The sequence below is a fragment of the uncultured Tenacibaculum sp. genome (assembly GCF_947498805.1).
Lineage (GTDB): Bacteria > Bacteroidota > Bacteroidia > Flavobacteriales > Flavobacteriaceae > Polaribacter.
In genome coordinates, this window is sequence record NZ_CANMLT010000001.1 from 345,843 (window position 1) to 365,259 (window position 19,417).

Sequence of the window (19,417 nt, forward strand, 5' to 3'; positions counted from 1 at the left end):
TGAATAAAAAATTAGAATGGTTTTTAATACAAATGAATTACTTCAAGATTTAAAGGAGTTAGTTGAATCACATATAAACTATGTAGAACAATTACAGCAATTGGCAGAGGCTGATTTACAAAAGAAGCAAGCATCAACATCATGGTCTGCAATAGAATGCCTAGAGCATTTGAATTTGTATGCAAAATTCTATAATAAGGAAATACGAAAAAGAATAAACGAATCTAGATACCCGAAATCGGCAATTTTTAAATCAGGTTTTTTGGGGAATAAGTTCGCGTTAGATATGCTTCCGAAGGAAGGTATGAAAACCATGAAAACTTTTAAAAGTAAGAACCCTATCTATTCAAATTTAGTATCAAAAGAGGTATTAGCTCAATTTTTAATATTGCAAAAAGAGTTGAAGGAATTATTAGAAATGGCGAGGGAAGTGGATCTAACAAAAACTAAAACAGCTATTACATTACCACTCTTAAAATTTAGATTGGGTGATACGTTTCGATTTGTTATTTATCATAATGAACGCCATATAGAGCAAGCTAAAAGAGCTTTAAAATAAAAAAGAGAACATTCAAGTTCTCTTTTTTTATTTCTTATTTGATATCTAAAAATACACCTCCTGAAAAGGAAGGATTGGCGGCAATGATTCTTCCTGAAACGGCACTGTCAAAACTTGCTGAAACTCCGAGCTTTTTAGTGATATAATAGGCAGCTTCAAAACCAAAACTTGTAAATTCAATATTGTTAGCAAAAATACTACCATTGCTATTGGCCGCAGTTAAGGTTCCATTTTTTATTGATTTTAAAATGTTTAAACGCCCAATCAGCCAAAGTTTATTGTTAAACAAGTTAAACCCTGTTTCAAATCCACCTCTAAATTCATCTGAAAACCCTTCAGACCTGTTGTTATATCCAATATAGGTTTTGGCATAAAAAGGAACGCTTCCAAATGAATTAGAGAATCCTAAAGACGTTGATAAATATTGGTTGAATTCTCCATCACCGGTTTGAAAACTACCATCACTACCTCCACGATCATTACCTGTAGGGATTCCTAATAAAAGTTTAACATCTGCTGCCCATTGTCCTTTTTTGTAAAAAGCATATCGAGCACCTAAGTCAATGTCTCCAAAAGAATTAAACCCTTCACCTTGTTGAATAGTATTGTTGTTAGTACCCGATATTTGGTTGTTTTGTGCTGTCCTAGCGAAAAAAGGAACATACGCAATAACATCTATCTTATCAGAAATACCATATTCAGCATAAATGTTTGTGTTGAATTGAGTTCTAGTTACATTAGGATCTATAGCACCTGTATCTGTATAATGTTGATCAGATTTTAAATACCAAGCAGATAATTTATAGTATCCTTTTCCTTTTCCTTTAGACCATTGAGCCATTATTGAAGTTGAACTCATGGCAAATACCATTGCGATTAAAATATATTTTTTCATGTAGATTATAGTTTCTTAAGATTATTCAATTTCTGCATCTCCTACTTTTACACTAAATGGTTTACACCAATATAAAAGATGTGAAAAATCATTAATTTTTGTGTCCTCAATGATGTATGTATGCGCTCCGTTAAATGTAGAGACAGCAGATATTTCTTTGGCTCCACTAACAGTGTTTTCATTGTTTGTTAGGTACAAGAACAGCCCAGGTAAACTTGAAGAGGCTTGATAGTCATCATTTATAATAAGTTCTAGGTTATTAGAGTTGGCTATTTCCTTCAAAGTAAAGGTACCTGTTAAGGTATAGCTACTGGTTGTTTTGATAGTTCCCGTTCTTTCTTGAAGCGTATTATTATCAACCATTTGAGTTGTAGCGGTTACCATATTGTCAGCTGAAATTGTTTGTCCAGTTTCAGATGTGGTTGAAGCGGTAATAGTTGAAGTTCCTTCCGCTAAGGCGGTTATTAAACCTGTTTGTGAAACTGAAATGATCGTTGGGTTAGAACTACTCCAAGAGATTTGAGGAGTTTTAACGCTTCCAACATTGTCTGTATATTTTGTAGAATACTGGTGAGTAGTATTAATTGTTATTTGCTCTATTGGATTGTCAAATGATAATTTTTCTTCAACTCTGTCATTGATAATATCGTTATCTATACAGCTTTGAAATATCAAAACAAAGGCAAGTAAAAATTGAGGGTATTTCATGTGAATATTTTTTATAGTTGTGAGTTTTGTCGATAAAAAAAGAAATCATTACATCAGATTAGTGTATTTTAGTTTCGCAATTTTTAAAACAAGACATGTTTAACAATCCACTGCTTTTTTTTATTTGCTCGCTAGGAGTGTTTAATGGTATTTTAGTAAGCTTGTTTTTTTTGTTTTTTAACAAAACAAAAAGAGTGTCTAATTTTTTATTTGGGCTACTTGTTTTCTTTTTAAGCTTACGAATAGGAAAGTCAGTCTATAGGATCTTTGCTACAGATCATGATTTGTTAATCATGCAGATTGGTTTATCGGCATGTTTTTTAATAGGAGTGTCGCTTTTTTACTATGTAAAAGCATCTGTTGAGAATAAAAAAGAAATTCCGAAAAGCTGGAAAGTTCATTTTTTAAGCTTGTTTAGTTTTATTACAATGATTGGTTTTATAAAACCGTATAAGAATAATTTTGAGTTTTGGGGGTGGTTTGTTTGGGTAATCTATGGAACATGGGGAGTGTATTTACTTATGGCTACGTATGTCTTGAAGAATGTACTTGTTAAAATAACCAAAAGGTTAGAAAAAAATACAACTTCCGAGTATTGGTTAGTTGGAGTTTTATTAGGGAATTGGTTAATTTATTTAGCATATATAGTAGGATATTACTACCTGTATTTAATAGGTACTATTACATTTTCAATTGTGTTTTATGGACTCTTATTTTTCTTTTTATTGAAGAGTAATAGAGACTCAATTTTTAGGGATTTACCAGAAAAATATTCTTCGAAAAAGATTGCGATAGATGAAGTTTCGTTATTAAAAGAAAAGTTAGATGCTTTAATGATAGAAGAAGAAATTTTCAAGAAATCAGACGTTAAATTATCATTGATTTCTGAAAAAATAGGCGTTTCTACGCATAAATTATCACAATTTTTAAACGATAATTTGGGAAAAAGTTTTGCTACTTTCTTAAATGAGTATCGAATTGAAGAAGCCAAGAAACTATTAAGAGAAAATGATAAAATAACATTAGAAGCTATTGGTTTTGAAGCTGGATTCTCTTCAAGATCAAACTTTTATGCTACCTTCAAGAAGATTGTAGGGAAAACGCCTGCTCAGTATCAAAAACAGTTTTATTAGTATAGAATTATAATGCAGGACACCTGTATTATAGAAAATCATCAAATTAAAAGGACATTTTAAGAGGTTTGAATTCAAATTAAAAATCTTTTAAAAATGAAAATCCTATTTACATCAATTTTTACGGTATTAACCATAAGTTGTTTTTCTCAAGGTGGGCAACAACAGGTTTCAAAAAGAGCATTAGTTGTAAATACCTATGCTATTAAACAGGGAAAAATAATTAACTACGATAAGAGTTTTGTATCCGATGATCAATTATTCTTTGAAAGTTTAGGGGCACCATCACAAGAAGTTTGTTTGGATGATAAACTAATTAAAAAAGTACTTGAAGATTATATGAATGGAAGTTCATATAACCAACATAAAATGTTGGAAGATGCATTTGCTAAAAATGCAACATTGTATTTAACAGGAAGAGAAGGCTTTAAAAGATATACTCCAAAAGAATATGTGGGTTTCTTTAAGAACGGTGTCAAAGGGAAATTTAACGGTAGACATGGTAAAATCTTAGGAATAGAAGTAGTTAAAGATATTGCGACAGCTAAAGTCGAAATCTCTATGCCATCTAAAAGCATGGTATATATAGATCTGTTTTTACTGAAGAAGTTAGAAAATGGTTGGAAAATAATAAGTAAAACGGCTACTAGAGTTGATAATGAAAAGAAATAAAGTTTTACTTGTAGTAATACTATTGCTGTTATTTATTGTGCAGATAAATGCTCAAAAAGCGGTTGTGAAATATGTGGACACAGAAATAACTATAGATGGAAAGTTTGAAGAATCCGTTTGGGAAGAATTACCAGAGTATACAGGATTTTATAATTATTTGCCTACTGATATTGGGCTTGCTAAGAATCAAACTTCTGTAAAGCTATTTCATAACAAAGAGTATTTATACATCAGAGCTATTTATTTTGATTCAACAACGAAAACACAAGTAAATACACTAAAAAGAGATGTGTCTATAGCTTTTAGTGATGCGTTTGTTATGATTTTGGATACACAAAATCAAGAGCAGAATGGATATTTCTTTGCAGTAAACTCATTAGGAAACCAAACAGATGGTTTGGTAGGAAGAGTAAATGATAGTTATAACTTAAACTTTAGCTGGAATGCTATTTGGAAATCAAAGGCAGTTTTAAACGGAACAAAAAAACAATATGAAATAGCTATTCCACTAAAGTCTTTAAACTTTAATAAGGGAGATGCAGTTTTTGGAATTCAGTTTTATGTAAGAGATATTAAAAATAACTCATGGACAATTTTGAAAAATGTAAAAAGGAATTATGCTAATTTAGACTTGCGTTTTACTGAAAAGTTTTTAGTTGAAGAACTACCAGAAAAGTCAAGTTCTCGATTTGCTGTAGTTCCATCTATAAGTGTAAATTACCAAGAAGATGTTGCTTCAGGAGGGCAGGAAACAACATTTGTTCCCAGTGTAGATGTTCAGTATAATGTAACATCTTCATTGAAATTCGATGCTACTTTAAATCCAGATTTTTCGCAGATAGATGTAGATCAGCAAGTAACTAATCTTACTAGGTTCTCTGTTTTCTTTCCAGAAAGAAGAAATTTCTTTTTAGAAAATGCTGATTTGTTTTCTAATCTTGGAGTAAACGGTGTAAATCCTTTTTACTCTAGAAGGATAGGAAGTAGTTCTGATATTCAGTTTGGAGTTAAATTATCTGGAAATATAAGTTCTAAGACAAGAATAGGAGCTCTAAATGTCCAAACATCTAAAGAAAATAATGTGGCCGCTCAAAACTATGGAGCATTGGTTTTAGAACAACAATTGTCTAAGAACTTTACTTCGACTGGTTTTCTAATTAATAGACAGGAAACCGATGGTTTTAGTTTTCTGAATAATTATAATAGAGTAGCGGGGTTTAATTTAAATTATAAGTCGGACGATAATAGATGGGTTGGGTTAGCTAACTATGGTAAGAGTTTTAACGATCAAGTTAGTAATAAAGATGATTTTTATAACCTGTCTGTATGGTATAACAAAAGAGAACTAGAGGTATTCGCTTCCATTAAAAAAGTAGGAGAGAACTATTTAACTGATGTAGGTTTTACTCCTCGAATTTATAATTACGATGCAATTAATGATGAAGTAGTAAGAGAAGGCTATGTGGAAACTTCTTTAGGAGTAGAATTCAAAAAGTTTTATGAGAATTCTAAAACTTTGAATTTTGTTCGATATTTAAATTATAGAAACAATGTTTATTTAGATGAGCACGGTGCTATGAATCAAGTATCACATTTTTTAAATTCAGCAGTGTTTTTTAAAAATTTATCAGCAGTATATTATGTTTTAAATTATGATGAGATTGATCTTAAATATGGATTTGATCCGTTAAATAATGGAAATCCCTTAGCACCTAGAAAGTATAATTTTGTAACATTAAAGTTAGGATATAATTCGGCAAATAACCAACTTTTTAGATACCGTTTTAATGTCCAGAAGGGTTCTTATTATAGCGGGAATAGAACTAGCGCAGGGGCTTATTTAAACTATCAATTATTACCATTTGCTAACCTGGAATTATCTTATGATATAAATAAAGTGGATTTAAATGAGTCAGGTAAGGATACTTTTCATTTAACGAGGTTTACTGGGCAGGTTTTCTTTAATAATCGTTTGAACTGGACTACCTATGTACAGTACAATACGCAACGAGATAATTTCAATATTAATAGTCGATTGCAGTGGGAGTATAAGCCATTGTCGTATATCTACCTAGTGGTCTCGGATAATTATAATAAATATATAAACAGAACCAATTGGGGAGTAGCGTTTAAAATTAATTATCGATTTGATTTTTAGTGAATGCATAAAAAAAGCCTGAGAATTTCTCAGGCTTTTTTTATTTAGTTATTAGAAAATTAAGCTAACATAGTAACTGGATTCTCTAAATATGTTTTTAATGTTTGTAAGAATTGAGCTCCTACAGCACCATCTACCGTTCTATGGTCACACGCTAAAGTTAATTTCATTGTGTTTCCAACTACGATTTGTCCATTTTTAACAACTGGCTTCTCAACAATAGCACCAACAGATAAAATAGCAGAGTTTGGTTGATTGATAATAGAAGTAAAACTTTCTATACCAAACATACCTAAGTTAGAAACCGTAAATGTACTTCCTTGCATTTCAGCAGGAGTTAATTTCTTATTACGAGCTCTACCAGCTAAATCACGTACTTGAATATCTATTTCATTAATATTCATGTGGTCTGTATGTCTTAATACAGGAACAACTAAACCGTCCGGTACAGCAACGGCAACACCAATGTTTATAGCTTTGTTGTATACTGTAACATCATCTTTCCAAGTAGTGTTTACTTGTGGATGCCTTCTTAATGCCATAGCACAAGCTTTTACCACCATATCATTGAATGATACTTTAGTATCTGGCATTTGGTTGATAATCTTTCTTGAAGAAATAGCATTGTCCATATCTACTTCGATATTTAAGTAGAAATGAGGAGCGCTAAATTTAGAAGCAGCTAAACTACGTGCAATTGCTTTACGCATTTGAGAGTTTTTCACCTCTTCGGTTCCTTCTTCTCCTGCAATAGCAAAATTAGTTACTGCTGTAGTAGGAGTAGCGCTTGTTTGAGCTGGAGCTGCTACTTTAGCGGCTGGAGTGAAGTTTTCTACGTCTTTCTTAACAATACGTCCGTTTTCACCTGTACCTTTAACTTCAGCTAAATTAATTCCTTTGTCTTTAGCTATTTTTTTAGCTAATGGAGAAGCAAAGATTCTACCAGTATTTGAAGTAGTAGTTTCTGCAACAGGAGCTGCAGCTTGAACTACTTTTTCTTCTTGTTTAGGAGCCTCTTTAGTTTCTTCTGAAGCGGTACCTCCTAAGTTACCTGATTTTGCAGCTTCAACTACTCCTGAAACATCCGTTCCATCAGGTCCAATAACAGCTAATAAACTATCAACAGGAGCACTTTCACCTTCATTGATTCCTACATACAATAAGGTTCCTTCATAAAATGATTCGAACTCCATTGTTGCTTTGTCAGTTTCGATTTCAGCTAAAATATCTCCTTCTTCAACTTTATCTCCTACATTTTTTAACCAAGAAGCAACTGTACCTTCTGCCATAGTATCACTTAAACGTGGCATGGTAACTACTTGAACTCCTTCAGGAATTACTGCAGTAGCACTAGGTACTTTTTCTTCTTTTTTTGGAGCTTCTTCTTTAGTTTCAGCTGGAGCTTCAGAATTACCATTAACTAATGCTTGATAATCTTCACCTTCTTCACCAATAATAGCTAATAAGCTATCTACAGGTGCAGCTTCACCTTCTTTAACTCCGATATATAATAAAGTACCTTCGTGGAATGATTCAAATTCCATGGTAGCTTTGTCAGTTTCAATTTCAGCTAAGATATCTCCTTCTTCTACTTTGTCACCAACACTTTTTAACCAAGTTGCCACTACACCTTCTTCCATGGTGTCACTTAAACGGGGCATATTAATTACTGTAGCCATAATTTAAAATGATGATTTATTTAATAAAAGGATAATCTTTCTGTTCGTATACTACGTCATGTAAAATACTTTCATCTGGGAATGGAGATTCTTCTGCGAATTTTTCACATTCTTTAACTAAGTCTTTTACTTCTTTATTGATAGTTTCTATCTCTTCGTCTGTAGCATATTTTTTCTCTTTAATAACATCTAAGACTTGAGTAATAGGGTCTATTTTCTTGTATTCTTCTACCTCGTCTTTTGTACGGTAGTGTTGTGCATCTGACATAGAGTGTCCTCTATAACGATATGTTTTCATTTCTAAGAAAGTAGGTCCGTCTCCTCTACGAGCTCTTTCAATAGCTTCATCTACTGCTTCTGCTACTTTAATAGGATTCATTCCATCTACAGGTCCACATGGCATTTCGTATCCTAAACCTAATTTCCAGATGTCTTCGTGGTTTGCAGTTCTTTCTACTGAAGTACCCATTGCATATCCATTATTTTCACAGATAAAAATTACAGGTAACTTCCAGTTCATTGCCATGTTAAAAGTTTCATGTAATGAACCTTGACGAGCTGCACCGTCACCGAAATAACATAATGTAACAGCATCATTTCCTTTATATTTATCACCAAAAGCTAAACCAGCTCCTAAAGGGATTTGCCCACCTACAATACCATGTCCACCATAAAAACGGTGTTCTTTAGAAAAGATATGCATTGATCCTCCTAAACCTTGAGAGGTTCCTGTTGCTTTACCATATAATTCTGCCATTACACGTTTTGGATCTTCTCCCATACCAATAGGTTGAACGTGATTACGGTATGCTGTAATCATTTTATCTTTGGTTAAGTCCATTGCATGTAAAGCACCTGCTAGTACTGCTTCTTGACCATTATATAAGTGTAAAAATCCTCGTACTTTTTGTTGAATATAAACCGCAGCTAGCTTATCTTCAAACTTTCTCCAAAATAGCATGTCTCTATACCAATTGATATAGGTTTCTTTGGTGATTTCCTTCATTATAATTAGTTGTTTATTTAAAGTTTGTTTTGATTGTTTCAAAACGTAGCTACAAAAGTAAGTAGTTTTTAGTAATTTAGAAAAAGGTTCTTTGTAAAAGTTACGCAATGGATTTAGTAAATAAAAAGATATACCTTTTATTCCTTTTCTTTCGCAACAATTATCGTGGCTTTAGCGCCTGTTGCAAGGTTCCATTCGTTAGATGAAATTAAAAAACCAGCATCATTAAAAATTTTAAAAGCCGCAGTGTTTGGCCCTGAAGTTCCTTGGTTTAAAGCTACAATTTGAATAGTATTTACTCCTTCATCTAATGGAATATTAAATGATTGGTATCGTTGTCTCAAGGTAATGTTCTCCACCACAGGAACATCGTTAATATAAATAGTAACTCTATCTCCATCTGGATATTGAAAATCTCTACAAATAATATTAACACTTTGTGATTTGGTGCTAAAACTTCCTAAATCTTGATCAATTACAGGATAATTGTATTGACCATTAATCTTTTTAAAAGCTTTAAGATAACGCTCTTCCGCTATTTTAGCTTTGGTAAGTATTCCTTTATTTTCGAAGTCTCTTTCCGCTTGCTTTTTTTGCTCTTCTTTTTGTTGTTTGTTATGAGCAGTTTTAAAGCCATCATCACTTTTGAAGTCTAAACTTTTTGGTTTTTTAGCTTCTTTAGCTGGCATATTAAAGAGTCCAATAGTATTTGAACCTTTTTCTTTACCACCACTACTACCATCTAATTGAGCATACATAGATTGTGATATCGTTAAGCTAATAAGTATTGAAAATAAATGTTTCATAGTAAGTTGTTCAACGCAAATATAGTGCCGATTTGATATTTTGGTCCAAATAAATAGTTAAAACTTACTTGCTTAGAATTTATTTAATGGGAAAATCGAAATAGGTTTTTGGAAAAGGTTCATTTCGCAAAGTAAAGTGCCACCATTCATTCGTGTAAGGTCTGAAACCGTGTTTCTTCATTACCTGTTGTAGCATTCGTCTGTTTTTCTTTTGCTCTTCGGTAATATTTTCAAAAGTAATATGCGACTGTGGCCCAAAGAAATCATAAGGACTTCCCATATCTAATTCCTTACCTGTTTCAAGGTTTACAATAGTTAAATCTACAGAACTTCCTCTAGAATGTCCTGATTTTGAAGCGATATACCCTAATTTAAATAAATATCGCTTGTTTATTTTGGGGTAGTATTGCTGTTTCATTAGGGTGTCATTCATTACTCTAGCCCATTTTACAAAATGATTTACAGCAGTTTGAGGGCGATAGGCATCGTAAACTTTTAAACTAAATCCTTTTTTTAAAAGTTCGTCTTGTACTTTTTTTAGAGCTTGAGCGGTTAGGGTAGAGGTAATTAGCACATTTTCTTCATACCCATTAATAGGAATACCTACAAAGTTGTTATGGTTGCAATAACGTAGTTCTTGTTGTATGGTTGGAGCGATGTCTCTTACATAAGAAAATCCTTTTGGAAGTTCTTGCGATTGTAATAAAAAAGAGCTCAACAGTAAAAAAGAAAAAATCCATTTCATGCAGGTAAAAATACAGAATTCGATTTTAAAATATCCGTTTAAATTAACAATAGTTGATAGGTTAGAATAAGGCATAAAAAAAACTCATTATACTATAATGAGTTTTTTTATATATTTTGTTTTAGACTATTTGTTTTTCATCACATACTTGCTAAAACTTTTTCCGTTTATTCTAGTATACTTTGAGTCAATATCATAAGCAACTTCCATGTTTTTGATGTCAAACTCTCCACGTACTTTAGTGTATTTAAGATTTAAATCTTCTTCGAATCGTACATTGTTAAAAGACACTCCATCATTAAATTCAGTATACTTAAATACAGCGCTGTCTTTAAAGATTGAGTTTTTAAAGCTTACAAAACGTTTAAAGTCTGCGTATTTAAAAGTAGCTGGTTCTTCAAAAAGAGTGTTTTGAAATGTGATATCCTTTTCAAATTTTGCATACTTAAAAGTAGAAGCGTCATTAAACTTTGTTCCTGAGAAATCAGTGTCTTGTTCAAAGTCTGAATATTTAAACATTGCTTTTTGTTCAAAGTTACAGTCTTTAAAAGTAACTTTATCTTCAAAATTAGCAATAAATGTATATCCGCTTTTTTCGTGTGGTATATATGCTAACACATCATCTTTAAAAGTACAGTTTACAAAAGAAATACTATTGGTAATTTGCTTTTCAACGGTATTCGAACCTCCATTATTCCACCATCTACTTCTTTTAGGTAGTTTAGGTAATGCTTCATCCATATAAGTAAGGTCTAAAATACCTTCAATAGTTGCATTTGAAATGGTAACAGATTTACCATCTTTAATATCTTTTAAAAGATCGGCTGCGTTAATTGTTTTTTGAGAAAAGCAAAATGTAGTTGCAATTAAAAAGCTAAAAAGTGTAATTATATTTTTCATGGGTTAGATTTTTATTGTTTTTATAGTAATGACATTTGAAAAATAAATTTGTGACACTATAGCAAAAAAGAAAACAGCATTTAAGAAAACTTAAATGCTGTTTTGTGTATGTGTTGCGAGTAATTCTTAGTTTACTGAATCACTTAAACCAGCTCCTGCTTTAAACTTAACAACGTTCTTAGCAGCGATTTGAATTTCTTTACCAGTTTGAGGGTTTCTACCTGTTCTTGCAGCTCTTTGAGATACAGACCAAGTTCCCCATCCAACTAATGCTACTTTACCACCACCTTTTAAAGTGTTAGTTACATTGTTAGTTAAAGAATCTAATGCAGCCTTAGCAGCAGCTTTAGAAATACCTGCGTCAGCAGCCATAGCATCGATTAAATCTGATTTGTTCATAATTTAAATAGATTTTTAAAAATTAATTAATGTTTCTTGCTAAATAGCTCAACAAATATAGACGGAATGCGGGATTGCGCAAGTTTTGTGGTGAAAAAAAATGCAATTTGTTAATAAATAGGGGTAAAATGTTAATAACCGAACTTGTTTTTGACTATAAAAAGCCATATCCCTTTAAAATAAGGGCTTACAGCACTTTTGCATTTTCCGAAAAGCTATAACCGTTTAATAAGCTAGTTGCATCCATTAGTTTTTTACCAGAAAGTTTAATTTGATGTATGATAAGAAAACCATCTTTAACGGCTACCTTCATTTCCTTTTTACTGGTTACAATAGCACCAATTTCAAATTTATGATTTTCATATTGTTTAGACACTTTATACAACTTCGCAGTTATTTGGTCATCATTATTTACAATTGTCGTCCAAGCAGCAGGGTATGGATTTAAACCACGTATATGATTATAAATACTGCCTAATGACCCTGTCCAATCTATTTGGCAGTTATGAGGAAATAGCTTTGGAGCAGATTTTTCTTCTAGTTCTGGTTGTTTTGTGGTTGTTACATCTCCTTTTTTAATAAGGTCAACAGTTTCTGCAACTAAATCGGCACCTAAATACATTAAACTATCATGTAATTCACCAACGGTTTCATCTTCTTTGATGTCAATTTCTTTTTGCAAGATGATTTCTCCGGTATCAATTTTATCATCAATAAAAAATGTAGTAACACCAGTTTTAGTTTCTCCATTGATAATAGCCCAGTTAATAGGAGCCGCTCCACGATACTCTGGTAATAAAGAAGCATGTAAATTGAATGTACCATAAGAAGGCATGTCCCAAACAGATTTTGGTAACATTCTAAAGGCTACTACAATTTGTAAATTGGCATTCCATTCTTTTAATTGTGCTTGAAAATCTTCGTTCTTTAAGTTTTTAGGTTGAAGAATAGGTAGGTTTTGAGATACAGCATATTTCTTAACTGCTGATTGATTTAGTTTTCTTCCACGACCTGCTGGTTTATCAGGGGCAGTAATTACTCCTACTACATTATAGTCATTGTCAACTAAATGTTTTAATATAGTTACGGCAAAATCGGGAGTTCCCATAAAAACAATACGAATATCTCTCATTATAATAAGGTGTATTTATTTAAAGAATTTAATGTTACTTTTTCTTCAGATAGTAATAAGCGCAAAAGTATTAAAATGTTTTCTTCTTTTGTATTTAGCAGTTCACAGATTTCTCGAGAACTTAACTCTTCATGCTCTTTTAAAAGTATGATAATATTTTCCTCTTTAATAGTATTTGTTTTTTCATGAAGACATACATCGCACTTGCCACATTTTTTTGTTGAATTTTCATCAAAATAAAAAAGTAGTTGTTGACTTCTACATACCGTGTTGTTCTGAATGAAATACAAGAGGTCTTCCGTCTTTTGCCTTTTTTGTTTAAGGAAAGTTTTTAAGTCTTTGGAAATTCTATTAATGGTTGCATCATCTTCTCTTGGAACCAAGAAATAAAGTTTACTATCGGTATTCGCTTTATTATATATAATTGTTTCACTTTGTACCAATCTTTCTAACTCTTCAATAACGCTCCACGAAGTTTGATTGATTTTTTTAGCAATCAAAAATTCATCAATTTTTGTTTCTTGATCAAAAACACCTCCATATAAACGTAATATCGTTTGTACGGTTTTATTATTTTTTAATGAATAGGGAGATGTCAAAAATTGAATAGTTGATTTTTGATTATATCCGTTTTCTAATTGTATAATCCCATTATTAATTAAGATTTGTAGAATACTATATACCTTATTAATAGGGAATCCATATTTATTACAAAAGTCTAAAACGTTTAGATTAAAAGAGGTTTCGATAAGTTCTCCTTTGGCTATTTGAAAATGTTGGTATAACTTCTGATGCACCAATTTTACATCATCAATGGTTGGTAAGGCTTTTGTCTGTAGCTCTTTTGTTAACTCAATATCGCTTTTGTTTGTTAAGACAACAGAAAAAGCTTTAGCTCCATTTCTACCGCCTCTTCCTGCTTCTTGAATGTAATTTTCAATAGAAGAGGGTAAGTATAAATGTACAACAGCTTTTACATTGGATTTGTCTATTCCCATTCCAAAGGCATTTGTAGCAACCATTATTGGTGTTTCTTCAGTATACCATTTATCGAATGCTGTTTTCTTTTCAATAGAAGATAATCCACCGTGGTAATAAGAGCTCTTAAACCCTTTTGCATTTAAATAATTACTAATATCCTTTGTTCTTTTTCTAGAATTTACATAAACAATTACCGGTGCTTTTGTTTTTGTACATATTTGAGTAAGTCTATATAGTTTATCTTCTGTAAAAAAAACTTGATATGCTAGGTTCTCTCTATAGAACGATTGTTTAAATATAGATATGTTTTCAATATTTAAAACAGAAGAAATATCTGAAATTACTTTTTGCGTAGCGGTTGCAGTTAATGCTATAATTGGAGTATCTGGATGTATGCTATTTAAAGAATAAATGTTTCTATAAGAAGGTCTAAAATCGTGCCCCCATTCAGAAATACAATGCGCTTCATCAATGGCAATTAATGAGACGTTTAGTTGCTTAATTTTTTCTTGAATAAACTTTGATTGTAGTCTTTCAGGAGAGATATATAAAAATTTGTAGTTTCCAAATCTAATATTATCGAAAAGCGTTATGATTTCGTTTTGTGTACTTCCAGAAGAAATGGTACAGGCTTTAATTCCTTTGTTGGTTAGATTTTGTACTTGATCATCCATCAAGGCAATTAATGGAGAAACAACCAAGCATACTCCTTCAAAACAAAGTGCAGGAATTTGAAAACACAAAGATTTACCACCACCTGTAGGCAGTAGAGCGATCGTATCTTTTTTATCAAGTACAGTTTTTATAATCTGTTCCTGTACAGGTCTAAAAGTATCATACCCCCAATAATGTTGTACTATTTGTAAGGCTTTATCAAACATTGTTTATAACGACTGTAAAATAAATTCGCAGCGTTCTTCAACTGTTCCAAAAGGAACATTCACAATAGTATATCCTATCTCTTCATAAGCTTCCCTTAAAAAAGTATCAATCTTAACAGCTTGTTCAAAGGTCTCGTATCGTTCATTGTCAGAAACATAAATTTCTTCCCATGGAGCTAACATAAAAACTTTATCATAAAGATATTGGTTGCTCTTCTCTTTATACATAGGAGGGTATTCAGATTCTAAATAATTCATATAGGCATGGACATCTGGAATACCACGATCAAAAAATATAATTTCAGAAGTGCTGTTTTTAGCATCAATATACTGCTGCTCTCTTCCTTCTAATAGCATTTGACTAAACAATAAGGGTTGCGTTAAAAATAACTGATCAATCCCTTCTTTTTGAGCTTTTAGTGTTACTTCTCGTGAAATTTCGGGCATACATTCATATCCTCTTTTAATAAATTCTCTTAAAATAGAAGATTTTCCGGTTCCTGGCCCACCAATTAAAACTACTTTTTGTTGCATTCGGCAAAAATAGAGGTTTCAATTTATATATATAATAAATAGTGTAATTTTGTAATCCGTCTCTAAAAACTATATTTTATAGTTTGATAGAAATAAAGAAATTTAATAATTAGATAAGAATGACTAAAAGAGAAGAGTTTTATAAGAAATTAAAGGAAAAATTGGATACAACAACTACATTTCCGTCAAATTACTTATATAAATTTATTGTGCCTGCGGAAGGAGATCAAGTTGAGCAGGTTAAAAATTTGTTTGATAAAGGAGGAGCAATTATTACAACTAAAAAATCTAAAACAGGAAAGTATATTAGTGTGTCTATCAATTTAAAAGTAAAAAGTTCAGACGAGGTTATTTCTTATTATCAAGAAGCAGAAGTGATTGAAGGTATAATTTCACTATAATTATAAGATGAAAAAAAGTATTGTATTCATAACAGGTTTAATTTTCAATTGTATTGTTGTAGCTCAAAGTAATAAGGTGTTGTTAACTGTAAATGAAACACCAGTTTATATTGATGAGTTTAAGCAAGTTTATGAGAAAAATTTAGATTTGGTAACAGATGAAAGTGCTAAAGACATAGACAATTATTTAGAGTTGTATATAAACTATAAATTAAAGGTTCAGGAAGCTTACCAACTCAAGTTAGATACAATAGCAAGTTATAGGAAAGAATTAGAAGGATATAAAAAAGAGTTATTAGTACCATATCTTCAAGATAAAGAATTTATTGAAAGTTTAGTTGAAGAAGCCTATGAAAGAACTAAGTTTGATGTAAAAGCAAGCCATATTTTAGTTAGAGTTCCTAAGAACATCTTACCACAAGATACGTTGACTTATTATAATAAAATTAATGAGGCAAGAAAAAGAATTCTTCAAGGAGAAAATTTTGAAGAAGTAGCAAAGGATGTGTCGGAAGATCCATCGGCTACAACTAATGGAGGAAACTTAGGGTATTTTAACGTCTTTAAAATGGTGTACCCTTTTGAAAATGCAGCATACACAACAGCAAAAGGTAATGTTTCTAAACCATTTAAAACACGGTTTGGCTACCATGTAATAAAGGTATACGATAGAAGGCTTTCTAAGGGAGAATTCGAAGTAGCTCATATGTTGCTTAGAAGTGAAAATGAAAAAAGCAAAGAAAAAATAGAGGGTATTTATAAAGATATAAAAGAAGGTAAGATAAGTTTTGAAGACGCTACGAAGGAATTTTCAGAAGATTTAATAAGCGCTAAGAATGGTGGTAAGTTGAAGCGTTTTGGGACAGGTGATATGGTTGAAGACTTCGAAAAAGTGGTTTTAAGCTTAGAAGAAGAAAATGAGATATCTAGCCCTTTTAAAACCCAGTTTGGCTGGCATATTGTAAAATTAATAAAGAGACACCCTGTAGCGTCTTTTGATGAGTTAAAATCAGCATTAAATAAGAAAGTTCGAAGTTCAAGTAGGATTAAATTATCTGATAAATCGATGCTTGATGGTTTAAAAGAAACGTATAAGATTCAAGTTAACGATAAAGCTTTACAGCCATTTTATAACTTAGAGAAGAATGTTGATTTAGACAATAAATTAAAAGAAACTTTGTTAGTTATCAATGAAAGGGAGATTCTTCAAAAAGATTTTTATAAATTTATTCAAAGGAGAAAGAATTATTCTGTTAAAGAGTTGTTTAATCAATTTAAAAACATTGAAATTCTCAATTATTTTAAAGATGATTTGGTGCAAAATAATCAAGAGTTCAGAAGTGTTTATTTAGAATACAAAGAAGGATTACTCTTGTTTGAATTAATGCAACGTAAAATTTGGAACGAGTCTTCAAAAAATAAAGAAGGGTTGGAGAAATACTATCAAGAAAATAGGAAAAAATACGCTAAAGAACTTTCAGAAATTAGAGGGAAGGTAATGAATGATTATCAGAAAGATTTGGAAGAAAACTGGATTGAAGAATTGAGAAAGAAGAATACCATAAAAGTTAAAAAAGGAGCATTAAAAAAGCTTAAAAAAGCATATAGCAAAACATAGTGAGAAATTTTGTTTTAATCATATTAGGTCTATTTATAACAAGTTGTGATTTGGTTTCTTTGAAAAAAGAAAAGGTAACAGATGAACGGCCAATAGCAACAGTTAATGAAACAAATCTTTATAAAAGAGACATTATTTCAATGATTCCTAAAAACTTGTCAAAGCAAGATAGCATTGTTTTAGTAAAAAGTTTGATAAATTCTTGGGCTAAACAACAATTGTTTTTAAAAAAGGCACAAGAGAATATTTCTTCGGTAAACAGCAAAAAAATTGAAGGTCTTGTAAATGATTACAGGAAGAGTTTATATATAAACGGGTATAAAGAACGTTTGATAAAACAACGTTTAGATACCATAGTAAATGAAGAAGAAATAGCAACGTATTATGATAACAATAAAGAAAACTTTAAGCTAAATGATGAATTGGTACAGTTTGAGTTTGTGCATTTTGGAGAAGACTTTTTAGATAAAAAAGAAACAATAGCACAGTTTAAATCAGACAAAGAAGAGGATAAAATTTCTTTGGAAGAAAATTCAATTAGCTTTAAATCTTACCGATTAAAAGACTCTGCATGGGTGTCGGTTGACTATTTAAAGGAGAAAATACCTCCTTTTAGAGCAGAACCTAAAGAAAAACTGTTAAAAATATCAAAATTCATTCAAAAAGAAGATAGTTTAGGAGTATATTTGGTCGCTGTAAAAAAGATTCTTGGAAAAACAGAAATAGCACCTATGGGAGTTGTTGTGCCAAGAATTAAACAAATTATTTTACACAAGAGGAAAATAGAATTAATAAGAGAGATAGAAAAAACGCTGATAAATGATGCAATTCAAAATAAAAACTTTAAAGAGTATTAATACAGTTCTAGCACTTCTTTTTACAGGTGTTTTATTGGCACAAACTGAAACTGAAAAAATAGATGGAGTAGCAGTAGTGGTAGGAAAAAACATTGTGCTTGATTCTGATATAGAAAAATTTAAAAAAGAAGTTGAATTAAGAAGTGAAGGTAAAATCTCATACTCTGATTGTGAAATGTTAGAGGAATTAATGCAACAGAAATTATTAGCGCATCATGCAGTTATTGATAGTGTAACGGTATCTCAGTCTGAAATTGACAACAATGTAAATAGAAGTTTAGCTTTCTTTAAAAATGAATATGGTAGCGAAGAAAAAGTAATCGCAGCATATGGATTTAATGATATAGAAGACTTAAAGAAAGAATTAGCAAGAGTTCAGAAAGAAAACTTATTAATAGAAAAAGAACAAAAGAAAATTACTGAGAAGGTAGATGTTACTCCAGAAGAAGTACGTGTATATTTCAATGGATTAAAAGAAAAAAACGAACTACCTGAAATTCCTGCTGAAGTTGAGTTACAGCAATTAGTATTAAAAGCTGAACCTACAGAAGAAGCAAGTCAGAAAGTAATTGATAAGCTTAATAAAATTAAGAAGGAAGTTGAAGAAGATGGCGCAAGTTTTAAATTAAAAGCAATTATAAATTCAGAAGATCCTTCTGTATCTCAGAATAGTGGTAGATATGTAATTACAAAAGATACTGGTTTTGCTAAAGAGTTTAAAGAAGTTTCGTTTTCTTTAGATGAGGGACAAATTTCAGAGCCTTTTAAAACAATTTTTGGGTATCATATTATTATGTTGCATAAAATTAGAGGTAAATCTAGAGAAGTATCTCATATTTTATTACAACCAGAAGTTTCTGATGAAAAGTTGAATAAAACTAAAGAAGAATTAGAGAAGCTTGTAAAAGAAATAAAAGAAGGAACAATTTCTTTTGAAGAAGCAGTAAGAAAGCATTCTGAAGATGAAGAAACAAAGAATAGTGGAGGGTTGTTAGTGAATCCTTATACAGGAGAAACAACTTGGGAGCTTACAAGAATGCCACCAGATTTATTTGGTAGAATAAGTGAATTGAAAAAGGATGATTTGTCTGATATCTTTTATGATGAAACTAGAGGAGGACAAAAGATGTACAAAATAATTTTTCTTAAGGATAAAACTGAAACGCATAAAGCAGACTTAGTAAAGGATTATGTAAGAATGCAACAGTTTGCATTAACTAAGAAAAAAGAGGAAACGATTACTAAGTGGTCTAAAGAAAAAATTCAAGAGACTTATATCAAATTAGGTGATGAGTACAAAAAGTGTACTTTTAACAAAGATTGGAAAAAAGAAAATAAATAGTCGTAAATAAA

The 19,417-nt window shown here is 31.2% G+C and carries 19 protein-coding genes; 8 read left to right on the plus strand and 11 right to left on the minus strand.

The window, feature by feature from the left end; all coding sequences use genetic code 11:
• Nucleotides 1-16 precede the first annotated feature (16 nt).
• Nucleotides 17-559: a DinB family protein gene (locus tag Q0873_RS01765; protein ID WP_299104021.1), complete on the plus strand. Its 543-nt coding sequence runs from the start codon at nucleotides 17-19 to the stop codon at nucleotides 557-559.
• 34 nt (nucleotides 560-593) lie between these two features.
• Here the strand turns inward: Q0873_RS01765 and Q0873_RS01770 are convergent, their stop codons facing one another.
• Both Q0873_RS01770 and Q0873_RS01775 read right to left on the minus strand, forming a co-directional pair.
• Complete coding sequence (locus Q0873_RS01770; protein WP_299104022.1) at nucleotides 594-1,454, minus strand: hypothetical protein; 861 nt, start codon at nucleotides 1,452-1,454, stop codon at nucleotides 594-596.
• Nucleotides 1,455-1,475: 21 nt separating this feature from the next.
• Entirely contained in the window at nucleotides 1,476-2,162 is a 687-nt protein-coding gene (locus Q0873_RS01775) for a DM13 domain-containing protein (RefSeq protein WP_299104023.1), read from the minus strand.
• 194 nt (nucleotides 2,163-2,356) lie between these two features.
• On the opposite strand from Q0873_RS01775, the gene Q0873_RS01780 reads away from it, so the two are divergent.
• The 3 genes from Q0873_RS01780 to Q0873_RS01790 all read left to right on the plus strand — a co-directional run bounded on the left by Q0873_RS01780 (nucleotide 2,357) and on the right by Q0873_RS01790 (nucleotide 6,125).
• Nucleotides 2,357-3,295 (plus strand): helix-turn-helix domain-containing protein, encoded by a 939-nt coding sequence (locus tag Q0873_RS01780; RefSeq protein WP_299104024.1) that lies wholly within the window; start codon nucleotides 2,357-2,359, stop codon nucleotides 3,293-3,295.
• 96 nt (nucleotides 3,296-3,391) lie between these two features.
• On the plus strand, nucleotides 3,392-3,967 hold the full coding sequence (locus Q0873_RS01785; protein ID WP_299104025.1) for a nuclear transport factor 2 family protein: 576 nt from the start codon (nucleotides 3,392-3,394) through the stop codon (nucleotides 3,965-3,967).
• Nucleotides 3,954-6,125, plus strand: a complete 2,172-nt coding sequence (locus Q0873_RS01790) for a DUF5916 domain-containing protein (RefSeq protein WP_299104026.1) — start codon at nucleotides 3,954-3,956, stop codon at nucleotides 6,123-6,125. Before Q0873_RS01785 ends, Q0873_RS01790 begins: the two co-directional genes overlap by 14 nt.
• Nucleotides 6,126-6,184: 59 nt before the next feature.
• Here the strand turns inward: Q0873_RS01790 and Q0873_RS01795 are convergent, their stop codons facing one another.
• The 9 genes from Q0873_RS01795 to Q0873_RS01835 form a co-directional block, all read right to left on the minus strand.
• Nucleotides 6,185-7,804, minus strand: a complete 1,620-nt coding sequence (locus tag Q0873_RS01795) for a pyruvate dehydrogenase complex dihydrolipoamide acetyltransferase (protein WP_299104027.1) — start codon at nucleotides 7,802-7,804, stop codon at nucleotides 6,185-6,187.
• A 16-nt stretch (nucleotides 7,805-7,820) separates the two neighbouring features.
• Nucleotides 7,821-8,810 carry a pyruvate dehydrogenase (acetyl-transferring) E1 component subunit alpha gene (pdhA, locus tag Q0873_RS01800; protein ID WP_299104028.1) on the minus strand — a complete coding sequence of 330 codons (990 nt, stop codon included), beginning with the start codon at nucleotides 8,808-8,810 and terminating at the stop codon, nucleotides 7,821-7,823.
• A gap of 137 nt (nucleotides 8,811-8,947) precedes the next feature.
• Nucleotides 8,948-9,616, minus strand: a complete 669-nt coding sequence (locus tag Q0873_RS01805; protein ID WP_299104029.1) for a hypothetical protein — start codon at nucleotides 9,614-9,616, stop codon at nucleotides 8,948-8,950.
• 79 nt (nucleotides 9,617-9,695) lie between these two features.
• Complete coding sequence (locus Q0873_RS01810) at nucleotides 9,696-10,361, minus strand: M15 family metallopeptidase (RefSeq protein ID WP_299104030.1); 666 nt, start codon at nucleotides 10,359-10,361, stop codon at nucleotides 9,696-9,698.
• Between the two features lie 126 nt (nucleotides 10,362-10,487).
• Nucleotides 10,488-11,261 (minus strand): pentapeptide repeat-containing protein, encoded by a 774-nt coding sequence (locus tag Q0873_RS01815; protein WP_299104031.1) that lies wholly within the window; start codon nucleotides 11,259-11,261, stop codon nucleotides 10,488-10,490.
• A 126-nt stretch (nucleotides 11,262-11,387) separates the two neighbouring features.
• Nucleotides 11,388-11,660, minus strand: coding sequence for an HU family DNA-binding protein (locus Q0873_RS01820; RefSeq protein ID WP_299104032.1), 273 nt, complete (start codon nucleotides 11,658-11,660; stop codon nucleotides 11,388-11,390).
• Nucleotides 11,661-11,847: 187 nt separating this feature from the next.
• The gene (fmt, locus tag Q0873_RS01825) at nucleotides 11,848-12,792 is read right to left on the minus strand and encodes a methionyl-tRNA formyltransferase (protein ID WP_299104033.1); all 945 of its coding nucleotides are present in this window, start codon (nucleotides 12,790-12,792) and stop codon (nucleotides 11,848-11,850) included.
• Nucleotides 12,792-14,654 carry an ATP-dependent DNA helicase RecQ gene (locus tag Q0873_RS01830; protein WP_299104034.1) on the minus strand — a complete coding sequence of 621 codons (1,863 nt, stop codon included), beginning with the start codon at nucleotides 14,652-14,654 and terminating at the stop codon, nucleotides 12,792-12,794. Before Q0873_RS01830 ends, fmt begins: the two co-directional genes overlap by 1 nt.
• Nucleotides 14,655-14,657: 3 nt before the next feature.
• Nucleotides 14,658-15,188, minus strand: a complete 531-nt coding sequence (locus Q0873_RS01835; protein WP_299104035.1) for an ATP-binding protein — start codon at nucleotides 15,186-15,188, stop codon at nucleotides 14,658-14,660.
• A 119-nt stretch (nucleotides 15,189-15,307) separates the two neighbouring features.
• On the opposite strand from Q0873_RS01835, the gene Q0873_RS01840 reads away from it, so the two are divergent.
• From Q0873_RS01840 to Q0873_RS01855, 4 genes are read left to right on the plus strand one after another with little or no spacing between them, the layout of a single operon-like run.
• Nucleotides 15,308-15,589, plus strand: coding sequence for a DUF493 family protein (locus Q0873_RS01840; protein WP_299104036.1), 282 nt, complete (start codon nucleotides 15,308-15,310; stop codon nucleotides 15,587-15,589).
• Between the two features lie 7 nt (nucleotides 15,590-15,596).
• Nucleotides 15,597-17,207 carry a peptidylprolyl isomerase gene (locus tag Q0873_RS01845; RefSeq protein WP_299104037.1) on the plus strand — a complete coding sequence of 537 codons (1,611 nt, stop codon included), beginning with the start codon at nucleotides 15,597-15,599 and terminating at the stop codon, nucleotides 17,205-17,207.
• Nucleotides 17,207-18,064 carry a hypothetical protein gene (locus Q0873_RS01850; RefSeq protein WP_299104038.1) on the plus strand — a complete coding sequence of 286 codons (858 nt, stop codon included), beginning with the start codon at nucleotides 17,207-17,209 and terminating at the stop codon, nucleotides 18,062-18,064. Before Q0873_RS01845 ends, Q0873_RS01850 begins: the two co-directional genes overlap by 1 nt.
• Nucleotides 18,027-19,406: a peptidylprolyl isomerase gene (locus Q0873_RS01855; protein WP_299104039.1), complete on the plus strand. Its 1,380-nt coding sequence runs from the start codon at nucleotides 18,027-18,029 to the stop codon at nucleotides 19,404-19,406. The genes Q0873_RS01850 and Q0873_RS01855 overlap by 38 nt, the downstream gene beginning before the upstream one ends.
• The last annotated feature ends 11 nt before the right edge of the window (nucleotides 19,407-19,417 follow it).